This is a genomic window from Paenibacillus sp. J22TS3 (assembly GCF_018403205.1).
GTDB lineage: Bacteria > Bacillota > Bacilli > Paenibacillales > Paenibacillaceae > Fontibacillus > Fontibacillus tuaregi.
This window is the reverse complement of sequence record NZ_BOSF01000007.1, coordinates 244,989-257,595: the sequence shown is the minus strand read 5'-3', so window position 1 is coordinate 257,595 and position 12,607 is coordinate 244,989. Positions and strand designations below refer to the sequence as shown.

Annotated in this window: 13 protein-coding genes; 10 read left to right on the top strand and 3 right to left on the bottom strand. The window is 49.4% G+C overall.

Annotated features, from left to right (window positions below; translation table 11 throughout):
* Positions 1–35: 35 nt before the first annotated feature.
* The 5 genes from KJS63_RS21065 (at position 36) to KJS63_RS21045 (ending at position 3,548) form a co-directional block, all read left to right on the top strand.
* Complete coding sequence (locus tag KJS63_RS21065; RefSeq protein WP_213620918.1) at positions 36–668, top strand: DUF1796 family putative cysteine peptidase; 633 nt, start codon at positions 36–38, stop codon at positions 666–668.
* Positions 669–965: 297 nt separating this feature from the next.
* A complete protein-coding gene (locus KJS63_RS21060) occupies positions 966–1,460 on the top strand; it encodes a hypothetical protein (protein WP_213620917.1) in 495 nt (164 codons plus the stop codon).
* Positions 1,461–1,478: 18 nt separating this feature from the next.
* Positions 1,479–1,760: a hypothetical protein gene (locus tag KJS63_RS21055; RefSeq protein WP_213620916.1), complete on the top strand. Its 282-nt coding sequence runs from the start codon at positions 1,479–1,481 to the stop codon at positions 1,758–1,760.
* Between the two features lie 4 nt (positions 1,761–1,764).
* Positions 1,765–3,096, top strand: a complete 1,332-nt coding sequence (locus KJS63_RS21050) for a glutathionylspermidine synthase family protein (protein WP_213620915.1) — start codon at positions 1,765–1,767, stop codon at positions 3,094–3,096.
* A gap of 47 nt (positions 3,097–3,143) precedes the next feature.
* Positions 3,144–3,548, top strand: coding sequence for a DUF350 domain-containing protein (locus KJS63_RS21045; RefSeq protein WP_213620953.1), 405 nt, complete (start codon positions 3,144–3,146; stop codon positions 3,546–3,548).
* On the opposite strand, the gene KJS63_RS21040 is transcribed toward KJS63_RS21045, so the two are convergent.
* The 3 genes from KJS63_RS21040 to KJS63_RS21030 are packed head-to-tail and all read right to left on the bottom strand — an operon-like array spanning position 3,540 to position 6,452.
* Positions 3,540–4,568, bottom strand: a complete 1,029-nt coding sequence (locus KJS63_RS21040) for a CobW family GTP-binding protein (RefSeq protein ID WP_213620914.1) — start codon at positions 4,566–4,568, stop codon at positions 3,540–3,542. The genes KJS63_RS21045 and KJS63_RS21040 overlap by 9 nt on opposite strands.
* Positions 4,565–5,431, bottom strand: a complete 867-nt coding sequence (locus KJS63_RS21035) for a TIGR03943 family putative permease subunit (protein ID WP_213620913.1) — start codon at positions 5,429–5,431, stop codon at positions 4,565–4,567. Before KJS63_RS21035 ends, KJS63_RS21040 begins: the two co-directional genes overlap by 4 nt.
* A gap of 16 nt (positions 5,432–5,447) precedes the next feature.
* Complete coding sequence (locus KJS63_RS21030) at positions 5,448–6,452, bottom strand: permease (RefSeq protein ID WP_213620912.1); 1,005 nt, start codon at positions 6,450–6,452, stop codon at positions 5,448–5,450.
* A gap of 185 nt (positions 6,453–6,637) precedes the next feature.
* On the opposite strand from KJS63_RS21030, the gene KJS63_RS21025 reads away from it, so the two are divergent.
* From KJS63_RS21025 to rpoD, 5 genes are all read left to right on the top strand, one after another.
* Positions 6,638–7,339 carry a response regulator transcription factor gene (locus tag KJS63_RS21025; RefSeq protein WP_213620911.1) on the top strand — a complete coding sequence of 234 codons (702 nt, stop codon included), beginning with the start codon at positions 6,638–6,640 and terminating at the stop codon, positions 7,337–7,339.
* Positions 7,336–8,328 (top strand): sensor histidine kinase, encoded by a 993-nt coding sequence (locus KJS63_RS21020; RefSeq protein ID WP_213620910.1) that lies wholly within the window; start codon positions 7,336–7,338, stop codon positions 8,326–8,328. Before KJS63_RS21025 ends, KJS63_RS21020 begins: the two co-directional genes overlap by 4 nt.
* A gap of 118 nt (positions 8,329–8,446) precedes the next feature.
* Complete coding sequence (locus KJS63_RS21015; RefSeq protein WP_213620909.1) at positions 8,447–9,217, top strand: ABC transporter ATP-binding protein; 771 nt, start codon at positions 8,447–8,449, stop codon at positions 9,215–9,217.
* Positions 9,192–11,135 carry an FtsX-like permease family protein gene (locus KJS63_RS21010; protein ID WP_213620908.1) on the top strand — a complete coding sequence of 648 codons (1,944 nt, stop codon included), beginning with the start codon at positions 9,192–9,194 and terminating at the stop codon, positions 11,133–11,135. Before KJS63_RS21015 ends, KJS63_RS21010 begins: the two co-directional genes overlap by 26 nt.
* A 332-nt stretch (positions 11,136–11,467) precedes the next feature.
* Positions 11,468–12,586, top strand: a complete 1,119-nt coding sequence (rpoD, locus tag KJS63_RS21005; RefSeq protein WP_068622344.1) for an RNA polymerase sigma factor RpoD — start codon at positions 11,468–11,470, stop codon at positions 12,584–12,586.
* Positions 12,587–12,607: the final 21 nt, after the last annotated feature.

Genomic DNA, 12,607 nt, shown 5'->3' with positions numbered 1-12,607 from the left:
AAGCGCATCTCTAAGCAAATGGGGGAGTGAGTAAAATGCTAGATTCGGAGTTTTATGGAGTTTACGATGCGGTATTCAGTCTGGGCTCCAACTGCCAGACTGCGTATCAGCTGCGACGGCTTGGTCTGAGGCAGGAGGCGGGGCCGCTGGACTGGTTCATCTCTAATTCACATAAGGGTCTGGTCTCTGTATTGGAGAATCGTTTCGAAGATTTCATGGAACTGGACCATATGACATTGGTTGGGCAATTCCAGACTTGCTATTGTATTAAAGATGAGAAATATCAGATCTTCTCCTATCACGACTTCCCGGTAAAGCTGCCCCGGGATCGATGGTCCGAGGCCTACCCGGAATTCCATGAACGCCAGCTTCGCAGGCAGACAAGATTCCTGGAGGCCGCGCGCAGTCTTGAACGTCTGTTGTTCGTCCGTCTGAACTGTACCCCGGATGAAGCTCTGCAGCTTCATGATCTATTGACCGGTCTTGTGACTCACCAATTCACACTGCTCGTAGTAAATACCCGGCAGGAGCTGGGCTGTGAATCGGCTCCAACGATTAGGGGCGGCATTGTTACTGCGGAATTATATAAAGGGGAGGATTGGCGGGGGGATGATGTCAGCTGGGGAGGGCTGATGCAGCATATTAGACTGCGAAAAAAGAGTATATAAAATGAACTTTAGAGTATACCGATCTCAGCGGAGAGGACGAGTGATTCTGAAGATACGGAGCGTCCGCCGTTGTCTTTCGAAATGCCCACTGGATATCTATTTCAAGGATCTCGGAGACAACAAGTGTCGTATGAATACTCGGCATTGCAGCGCCCGAAAAGTGTAACCTTTATAATGTTTTATGGAGGAAATTCTTATATATGATCTATGGTTCCATTGATAGAGGTGGTATAATCAGAAATTGGTAGAATTGGTATAGAGGACTTATAGAACTAGAATCAGTTTGAAGAGAGGCATGTGATTGTTATTTTATTTCCACTCAGTTATCAGGAATGGTCCGAAGAGCAGTCAAAGGTAATACGGACCGTAGAGTCTCTAAACATCTCTGCTGATGAATTGTTTGTTCATAAGCTTGTGGACGGCACACTGCTTCATAACAGGCTGTGGGCCCACATTTCCAATGAAACAGAAGACGACAGGATGCATTTTATTTATGTCAGCCCCTATGAACCGGATTCACTGCCGGTCTACGGTCACACGATCAATCAAACAGCACTTGGCCAGGTGAAAGTTACGAGCCTGCTTGGAGCTGAGTTCGTCTATTGGAATGGCCGGGGCTTTGAAGCCCGCGACCAAACCGGATCGCTGCCGCTTGGCAATATGGAACTTGCGCGCATGCTTCTGGATCACTATATGGTTCGCGGAGGAATCACCTATGAGGTGATTTATTCGGTATTCGATATGGACCGGAGGAAGGTTCTGTTCTACTTGAAAGATGAGGTGGAGGCTTAAATGCATCAGGAGCAGCACATGAAGAAAGATAAGGGGCGAGCTGGAGATGTGGTAAACAAGGGCCGAATGCTTGCGTTCGCCCTTCTTCTCACGGTACCCGCGGTGCTGTCCGGCTGCGGTCAGCAGGATGAGTGTGATCCGGACTATGATTCCAACTGTGAGTATGATTCTAGCAGCGGCCATTATTACTATGGTGGAGGCGGAGGAGGATATTACAGCGGTTCCTCGAGGAGCTCCACAAGCCAAAGCGGCAGCCACAGCGGTTTTGGGAGCGGGTCCCACTCCTCGTTCGGCGGTTGACACAATGAGCAGGATTTATACGCCTGAGGTCAACGGTGAGAAAGTATTTGATTCCGAAATTACCGGGGTCATCCCCTATTACCGGATGTATGGGGCACAGTACTGCCTTCCGTCATTTGTCCAATACACGTCTTGCGAAGCTGAGAAGCTGAGGTCTGCCTCGCAGGCAGTCCACCGGATTTATACCAAAGTACTGCGATTTGCCCAGATGTACCTTCCTGACAGCTATCTGATCGGACAGCTAGGGCTTGAGCCCGCAATGATTCCTGCAGCCCGCATTGCGCTGCCGTTTACCGGCATCGAGCGGCAGGATTGGATTATGAGTGAGCAGGGCATACGATGCATTGAGAATAACACGGAGACCCCGTCAGGAATTCCGGAAGCAGCCTTTCTCGAGCGGGTTCTGCTGTCACGTTATATGAACCCACAGCATACACCAGGTCTCTCAGCCGGGATGGATGCTTTACTGTCCAGGGTGTTTGTCGAAGCTGTGGATTTCTTCGAGAAAGAGGGGTTGGGCAGAGCGGTCACATTTACTTGTCCCGAGGGCATTATTGAGGACCTGCATAACACCCAGTATCTGCTCCAGCGCTGTGAGGAAGCCGGTCTGCAGGCGAAATTTGTCCCGCTGGAAGAGCTGAGGATCATTCCGGAGCAAGGACTGTACCATAACGGGGAACAGATTAGCATTCTGTACAGGCTCTATCCGCTCGAATTTCTCGTTCACGACAGGGATGAGACCAGCGGGGTTCTTGTAGGACAGGAGCTCCTTAGGCTGGCCGAGCAGGGCAAGATTGGGCTGATTAACCCTCCTCAGAATATTATTTCCCAGAGCAAGGGGTTCATGGCTACCATCTGGTCGCTTTATGAACGAAATGAGCTGACCCGGGATTACCTCGGCTTCACTTTGTTTGACGAAGAGGACGTCCAAGCGATTGAAGATTACCTGCTGCCGACCTATTTCACCCCCGAGCCGTTTTTCCGCTCCGGAATTCCATTTGCCGCCAAGGGCTATTGGGGAAGAGAAGGCAAAGGCACAGTTCTGCATGACAAGGAATACTCTGCTGATGAATCCCCTTATTTGCCTGATGGGACAGTTTCCGCGGAGACAACTGAGGAGGATGAATCTTCCTATTATGATTCCCAACCGAAAATATTCCAGAAGCTGCACCCGATGATGCAGGTCACTGTACCCACTGAAAAGGGCGATTATGCAGGTTATTTATTAACGGGAGTTTACGTGCTTAACGGAAGATATGCAGGGGTGTTGTCCCGTATTGGCGCCAAAGTTACTGGAGATATGGCTTATTACTGCCCCGCTGTAGTAAAAGATTAAAGGCTGCATAACGAACTTGGTGATTACATATTCAGGAGGAATGGATGATGAAGGATTTCGGCTGGGATTTGGCCGACCTTGGTATAGGTCTACTAATTTTACTTGTTATTCTGCTGTTTGGTTATGCGGTATTTAGCCTGCTGACCCGGTTCAAGGATAACGAGGAGATTGCTAGGGGCAACGAAGCCGCTGGCATGTATATGGGCAGTAAAATGCTGGGACTGTGCATCATCGTAGCTATGGTCTCGTTCAGCAGTCATTCTTGGGTTCAAATGCTGATTTGGTCCGCTGTCGGCATCGTTGCCTTGTGTATTGTCTATCTGCTCTTTGATCTGGTGACCCCTAAGACCAAGCTTGGGGAAGAGATCGCCAAGGGCAACATGGCGGTTGCCCAGCTTCTTAGAGGGATTATTATCGGTGTATCTCTGGTTCTGGGAACCTTTCTAATGTAAAAGGGATTGGGAGCCAGCCCGAACTGCGGCTTCCAGTCTCTCCTCTTCAAGATTGCGGCCGATGAAGACCAAATAAGGCTTTACGTTTAATGAACTGATCTGCCACACATACCGCTCATTAGAACCTTGAACCAGATACAGATTTCCGTCTCCTGCGGGTACGTAGCCTTTGACCCGGACCAGACCGGAGCCTAACGCGGCGAGCGATTGCGTGAGCGCTTCGCGGTCATAGGATTTGTCCGGCAGTGAAAGGGTAACACTGCTTAAACTGGAGTAGGAAGCAGCTTGTGGCGAGGCCGCCGGTGAGACCATCTTGAAGGGGGAGAAGGGTGCCTCGGGATCTTTTGTGGCCGCTCCTCCCAGCTGCTGTTGGCTTGCAGTGCTAAGAGAAAGCAAGGGTGCCGCTTCGGCTGGCCATATTTCTGCGAGTCCGATCCGGCAGTGCTGGGCAGGAACTATCTCCGCCTGCGGATTCAGCTTCCGGACCGCTCTTTGAATCTTCTCCAGATTGGAATCGTTTACCGTATCTATTTTGTTAATGATCACGGTTCCGGCGGTTTTAACCTGGCTGCGGAGCGTGTGGATCAGCTCCCGGTCCGAGGAGAAGAAGCTGCTATATTCCAAGTAGCGCTCCGCATCGATCACAGTCAGGATATGGCTGATGTGAACTCGTGAGCGAAGCGCAGGCTGAAGAAGAGCCCGCCGGATTTGGTCAGGGTCCGCTACTCCGCTGAGCTCCATGACCAGAAGATCGGGGGATGTCCCCAGCAAGCGGGTGACTCCGCCTTCAATTTCACTTCGCTGTGTGCAGCAGATACAGCCATCGAGGAGCCGGTTGATTTGTATCCCCGGCATTTCCTCTTCCAATATGCGGCCATCCACATCATGCCGCCCCATCTCATTCATCAGAACTGCCGCTCTGATCCCTCTCACTTCAGCTTCAGCAAGGATTCTAAGCAGCAAAGTGGTTTTGCCGCTGCCCAGAAAACCGCTCAGAACGATAACAGGAATATCCTTCATTTCTTATTCAGCTCCTTGGTTAGTTTGGCCACAGAATCATCATTAGGATAAATATACGGGGTCTTCGGTTGATGAATGGTGCGGGTATTGTCCGCTTCTATACTCATCAGCTCCTTGCCTTGACTAGTGGTGATGTGAATTCTGCCCTCAATCTCCACCCAGGCATCCTTGGCGAATTGAACGGGCTTCTTGGGTTTAATGAATACTCCGAACGGGGAGGCGTCTGCTGTACAGCACAGAACCAGGAATCTGCCCAAGGCAAAAGCGCCGTGTTGATCCAAGGATGTATCTGAATAGACAAATCCGCTTAAACGGACTCTTTTGCCTTCAAACTGCTTTTTGAACAAATCCAGCGCTCCGATCGTTTCGTAGAAAATATCCGGCCTAACCTCAATCACCGGCTCGGTATACAGAAGCCGTGCAAGCTCGGTGAATTCCTCGTTGTAAATATCCGGGGATTTGAATTTTTCCTTCAGAGTCTGTTCCGCACTGTACTGGCCGGTCAGGGCCATTCCTTTCTTCCGGGCCGCGGCTGTGCCCAAAGCTTGATTAGGGAGAAGGAAGCCGAGCAGCAGAGGGATAAGGAATATCCCGTAAATCAATGTATTTCTAAATAGGGAAGGCGATAACGGATGGTCACAGTCACACAGATTTCTGCTGCGGCCAAAGAAGGCTTGAAACAGCAGCGCAAGGGCAATTATGACTAGTGGAATAGGGCATAGTCTGACCCATACCTCCATTTTTGGCGCTATGAAGTAGTGCAGGGACTCATTCCGGTCAAGCATATAGATATAACATGCGATTCCAGATAAGACGGCGGCGCGAATCAGGTAGTGGGTCCGGATGACGGCGGGTTCATTCAAGAAGCTTCCCTCCTGACTAATTCAAATGGAGCAGTACCCGATCCGTGAGAAAGCTCAGCACAAATACCAGTGAGAGGATCAGGAATGCCAAGAAAGCAACAAATCTAGCTTTAAACGCGGACAGCAGCAGCATCAAATTTTTGAAGTCCAGCATGGGCCCAAGTACTAGGAATGCCAGCAGGGAACCGGAAGAGAAGGAATGCAAAAAGGTGGATGCCACAAAAGCGTCTGAAGTCGAGCACAGCGACAGCACGAAGGCGAATCCCATCATGAACGCATATGATCCAAGCGGATGTGAGCCGATGGAGGTCAGGCTGTCCTTGGCGATGAAAGTCTGGATACCGGCGGTCAGAAGGCAGCCGAGGATCAGGTATTTCCCCATCCCGAACAGTTCGTCCGCTGTATGGACAAACACCGCTGTAATGCGGCCGCCCTGGTGGCGGTGGCGGGGTATGGATTGACCGTTAATTTGGGCCAGCGACATCTTGAGCGGTGAGCTTCTGATGGTTGCATACAAGATCAGGCCGATGGCGGTGGCCACAATCAGGGCCATTCCCATTCGAGCGTACACCATCTCTGGATGGGACCGGAAGGCGGCGTAGGTTGATCCGTAGACAACCGGATTCAGAATAGGCCCGGCTAGAATGAACACCGTAGCCATGTAGACCGGCATGCCTTTCTGGATTAACCGGCGGACAAGCGGGATCATGCCGCATTCACAGATTGGAAAAATAATACCTGCCGTGCAGGCAATCAGAATTGCGAGCAGCGGATTGTTTGGAACCCAGCGGCTGATCATCTGCTCCGGGATCCAGAGATGAAGCAGGGAGGAGAGCAGGGCTCCCGCAAGAACAAACGGAATGGACTCCAGAAAAATTCCGTTAAAAATATTTTTGAAGGTCACCGCCGACTCCGTGTTTAGCATGCGAAAAGCCGAGGGGGCAAACAGGATTACACAGACGAGCAAAAAGGAGAAGGGGACGAGTACGGTCATATATTTGGGAACGGCGTATTTTTTCATTGGAAAGGCTCCTCGGCTGGGTTAGAATTCATACTGTCCGTATGAAGCGGATTCTCTCTTAACGGTTTTCTATATCAATCTATGTGGGACAAGAGTGGAATAGTACTTTAAAACCGAGGGGAAAAGGCTAATAGAAACGTCTATACTACAGATGTGTTTCTAATAAATTAGGAGAGGTGCTTCCAATGTTCACTGTACTTATTATAGAAGATGATTCGAAGCTTACAGAGATGCTTCGTTCCCATATTGAGAAGTATGAATACCGTACTGTCATCGTTACCGATTTCAACCGGGTCATGGACACTTTTCACGAGACTAAGCCAAGTCTGGTGCTGCTGGATGTGAATCTTCCAAGCTATGACGGATTCTATTGGTGCAGACAGATCCGCTCGGTCTCCAATTGTCCGATTATCTTCATCTCCGCAAGGGAAAGCCAGATGGATCAGGTGATGGCGCTGGAGAACGGAGCTGATGATTATATTACCAAACCGTTTCATTACGAGGTGGTTATGGCTAAAATTCGCAGCCAGCTAAGAAGGGCCTATGGAGCCTATTCCACGGCTCAGGAGGAACGAACGGTCATTCTGGATGGGCTCGTGCTTTATCCTGAACGGCTGCTTATGGAATTGTCGGGCCGCAGAGTGGAGCTGACGCATAAGGAGGCATTGCTGATGGAACTGCTTATGCAGCGGAAAGGAAGGGTGGTTAGCAGGGACAAGCTGCTTGACCGGATGTGGGAGGACCAGCATTTTATTGATGACAATACACTCAATGTCTATATCACCCGTATCCGCAAAAAGCTGAAGGAGCTCGGGGCGGGGGAAGCGATTGAAACGGTCAGAGGTGCGGGTTATATGCTGAGGCCCCTCTGGGTGGAGGAGCCATGAGACTTTTCTGGAAGGACCAATTCCCGGTAATTCTGGTCTTTGTTATTCAAACTCTGCTGGTTCTCTCCATTTACTGGCTGTCCGGGAACCGTCAGCCCCGCATCGCGCTCTACAGCTTGATCGTAAGTATAGCTGTGCTTGCCATCTATTTAACTTTGCGTTATATCCAGCAGCGAAGGCTGTATCACCGTCTCACGAAACCTGCCGGTACATTGGAAGAGATGCTTACCGGAACCGGAGACAGCCCGATGTCCGAGGCCTTCAATGAACTGATGAAATCCCAGTACACCCTCTATCAGAATGAAATATATACCTATACACGCAAGATGGATAACCATACTGCATTCATGAACCGCTGGGTGCACCAGATGAAGACACCGGTCTCCGTACTGCAGCTGATGCTGAAGGATCGGGATGACGAGCTGTCTGACAGCATGCAGGATGAAGTAGACCGGATTCAAAAGGGGCTTGAAATGGTACTGTACAATTCCAGACTGGAAGAGTTCAGTCACGATTTCCACGTCGAGCAGGTGAATCTGCTGCAGGCTGTGAATGGTGCGATCGCCGAGAACCGCAGATTGTTTATCCGCAAGGCAGTTTACCCGGATATTCAGATAGACCCGTCCATTCAGATCTACAGTGACAAGAAATGGTTGATGTTCATTATTGGGCAGGTTCTGACGAATGGAGTGAATTATTCGGCCGGAATATCGGACAAGATCTCCTTATCCGCTTATGAAAGAGGCAGGTTCCAGGTTCTTGAGATTACGGACTATGGGATCGGAATAGCTAAGGAGGATCTCCCGAGGGTGTTTGAGCCGTATTATACAGGTCAAAGGGGAAGGCAGTACAGCGAATCCACAGGAATGGGACTTTATCTTGTCCAAGAGATTTGCAGCCAGCTGGGTCACCGGGTGGAGCTGGAGTCAGAGCCTGGAGCAGGTACGACCCTCCGCCTTATTTTTGAACCCGAACATAACCTTACATGATCGTAAGATTCCGTTAAGTTAAATCCATGGCAGCGGCACCGGGGGTTCTGTAAAGTATAGACATAAGAAATAAAACCGGGGGCCGTAAGGCGCCGTTGTTAGAGAAAGGGGTTATCTTATGGATATGCTTCAAATTAAAGGATTAAGCAAGGTATATGGCGGCGGAGTCACAACCCGCGCTCTAAGTGATATTGATTTAAGGATTGCAAAAGGAGAGTTTGTTGGTATTATGGGTCCTTCAGGCAGCGGGAAGACAACCCTGCTGAACATGGTCTCCACCATTGATGTGCCAAGCTCTGGAGAAGTGCTCATTAACGGCAGTAATCCCTATCTTCTGAAAAAGAAAGACCTCGCCGTATTCCGGCGGCGCCAGCTTGGTTTCGTATTCCAGGATTTCAACCTGGTTGACACACTGACTATCGGGGAGAATATTGTGCTCCCGCTTACCCTCGACAAGCGTCCGGTCCGGGAGATGGACGCCAAGCTGGCAGCAATCGCGGAGCGCCTTGGAATTACAAGCATTCTGAAGAAGCGGGTATATGAAGTCTCGGGAGGCCAGCGTCAGCGGGCGGCGATTGCCCGTGCAATCATCTCTTCGCCGTCCCTGCTGCTTGCGGATGAGCCGACAGGGGCACTAGATTCCAACTCGTCAAGAATTGTGATGGAGACACTGGAGGGAATCAATAATTCCGAAGGCACAACGATGATGCTGGTCAGCCATGACCCACTGGCTGCGAGCTACTGCCATCGGGTTGTCTTTATTAAGGATGGTCAGTTCAGCAGTGAGATCCGACGCGGGGACAGCCGCCAGGCATTCTTTCAGAAGATTATAGACATGCTTTCTTTCCTGGGAGGTAACGCTAATGAGCTTTCTTCAATTCGCGTTTAATAATGTAAGGCGCAACGCGAGGGCTTATTTTGCTTATTTTCTCAGCAGCGCCTTTATGGTGATGATCTTTTTCACGTATGCCATGTTTATCTATCATCCGGTTATTTCACATACAGAGATCGGCCGGATGGTTGGCATTGGCATGGTGATTGCCGAGTACATTATCTTCGTTTTTTCGTTTTTGTTTGTGATCTACTCGATCAGCACCTTTCTTAAGGCGAGAAATAAGGAGTTCGGGATTCTGACCATTCTGGGTACTTCCTCCGGGCAGTTGAACAAGCTGGTGCTGCTCGAGAACATGCTGATTGGCGCCTTCTCGATTGTCGTCGGGATTCTGTGCGGTATGGTGCTCTCCAAGCTGTTTCTGATGCTCTGTGAAAGTGTGGTTCAGATCGGACATCTGCCGTTCTATTGGCCTGTGAAGGCGATGCTTCTTACCTCGGGAGCGTTTCTCGGACTATTCCTGGTTATCTCCTTGTTCACACTCATCTTCATCCGGCGCAACCGGGTTCTAGAGCTTCTGCAAGGAAGCAGCAAGCCGAAGAAGGAGCCTAAGGTTTCCATTCTCTTGGCGCTAATTGGGGTTGTGCTCTTAGGGATTGCAGTATTCGCGCTTCTACCATCGAAGCTCACTGAGAACAGCTTGATGGTGGCCGCTTTTACAGGTATCCTCGGGACCTACTTCTTTTACACCCAGATTACGGTGCCATTGTTAAGGATGATCAAGAGGAACCGGAGATGGGTATGGCGCGGAACCCGCTTGTTATGGATTTCAGAAATGAGCTACAAGATTAAGGACAACGCGCGAATGCTGTTTATGGTCACTGTAGTTACGGCCCTCGCCTGTATGAGTGTCGGGATTGTCCTGGCCGAGAATATCCAGATTAATGATAAGTTTGCGAGAAATCCTTTTGCCGCTTCTTATTCGGTTTATAAAGACAAGGATATCGAAAATGATCTTCGCATATATGAGGCGGAGTTTAAGAAAGCGGGGATATCTTTCGAGAAGATTAAAACACATTCTCTTAGCACTTATGTGGAGGGAATCCAGAAAGGCAGCTCTGAAATCATCTCGCTGGATGAAATGAACCGGTTGCTTGAAACCATGAATTTGCAGCCAATAGGGGCAATCGCTTCTGGAGAAGCTGTACTTGTCTATTCCAAGGCTCAAGACCTTCCTGAGGAGTACAAGACATTGAAGAAGGTAAGCTTATCGGAACCTGTTAAGAGTGAATTTAAGGTGGCGGCTCACCTTCAGACAGATCAATACTTCTTATATGATCCCGTGATTGTCGTAAACGGGGAGACGTTCAAACAGTTCCAGAAGAAGTACAGCAGCCTCAAGTCGTATACGAGATCAACCCGGTACTTCTATCATGTACCCGCATGGCCTTCCAGCCGCGGGGGACTTAGTCTGACAGATCCGGAAATGGTAATTGGAAGTAAAATAGATACCTTGAATTCAGAGCGGATGCAGAGCGGACAATCGGAAAACTTCATGTCAACAAGAGGGGGAGAATACGCGCAAAACAAGGAAGTAACCTCACTGATCAGCTTTGTTGGAGTCTTCATTGCAGCGATCTTCTCCATCTCTTCGGCAAGCTTTCTATACTTCAGATTGTTCAGTGATCTGAACCAGGACCGGAAGATTGTTCATAGTCTGTCCAAGGTCGGGCTGAGTATGAACGAGATGAATCGGTCAGTAACCCTGCAGATTGCCGTATTGTTCTTTGTTCCAGTGGTTATAGCGATTCTCCAGACACTGCTGGTGCTGTCCCTGCTGGGCAGCCGGTTTGGCCTTGGCGAAATGATGACCCCGGTCGCATTAACCGGAGCGGCTTTTCTTGGAGTGCAGTGCATCTACTACTGGATTGTCCGGTCCAGATATATGTTCCAGCTTAGAAAAGTTATGGTGTAACCTCCGGGTACGGATGAAGAACCTCAAGGACACATATACTTATAAATAAGATAACAAAAGAGTCGGAAAACCGGCTCTTTTTGCTATTGCATGATGTGAAAGATCAGCATAAAATAAAAAAACCGGCCAAAAGGCCGGAATAATTGTAAAACAAAAGTTGAAAAAAAGTAAGTTATTTGTTACAATTAAAGATATGTCATAAACATATTTTTCAAAAAATAATGTAATTTCATATTACCATAATTTTTCCGGTTTGTCAAATGAACAGGGGCGAAAAATTAGGTAACTATTGTTAATTTTCATACGTTGTTTTGGTTGAAGGGAGCGGGATGATGGAGAACGGACAGCATACTGAACTAGACACAGATCTAACACTCGAGCAGGTGAAGGATCAACTGCTTGTACAAGGCAAGAAGGAATCCTCGCTAAACTATAAAGAAATTCTGAACAAGCTCGCCCCGTTCGATCAGGATCAGGATCAAATTGACGAGTTTCTTGAACAGTTAGCCGAGAATGGAATTGACTTGGAGAATGATGCTGATGAGAATGTCAGCTTCAACTCCGATGATGCGAAGAACGATGACATGAATTTTGATGATGATCTTTCTCTTCCGCCGGGGATTAAGATTGATGACCCTGTGCGCATGTATTTGAAGGAGATTGGCCGTGTGCCCCTCTTGTCCGCAACCGAGGAAGTAGAGCTGGCAAAGCGTATTGAACAAGGGGATGAGGCGGCTAAGCGGCGACTTGCGGAAGCTAACTTGCGGCTTGTTGTCAGTATCGCACGCCGTTATGTCGGGCGCGGAATGCTGTTCCTTGACTTGATTCAGGAAGGCAATATGGGTCTGATTAAGGCGGTAGAGAAGTTCGATTACAACAAAGGCTTCAAGTTTAGTACGTATGCCACCTGGTGGATTCGTCAGGCTATTACCCGGGCGATTGCCGATCAGGCAAGAACCATCCGGATTCCAGTCCATATGGTGGAGACCATTAACAAACTGATCCGTATCTCCAGGCAGCTGCTGCAGGATCTGGGGCGCGAACCTACGCCGGAAGAGATCGCCAAGGAGATGGATCTTAGCGTGGAGAAGGTCCGCGAAATTATGAAGGCCGCCCAGGAACCGGTATCTCTGGAGACTCCGATCGGGGAAGAGAACGACTCCAATCTTGGGGATTTCATTGAGGACCATGATGCGATGGCCCCGGCGGACGCGGCGGCTTACGAACTGCTCAAGGAGCAGCTCGAGGAAGTGCTAGATACACTGACTGAGCGTGAAGAGAACGTGCTTCGTCTGCGGTTTGGCATTGACGATGGCCGTACCCGTACGCTTGAGGAAGTCGGCAAGGAGTTCGGCGTAACCCGTGAACGGATCAGACAGATTGAAGCCAAAGCGCTCCGCAAGCTGAGACATCCAAGCCGAAGCAAGCGCCTTAAGGATTTTCTGGAATAGACCATTGACAGGGAAGGTGTA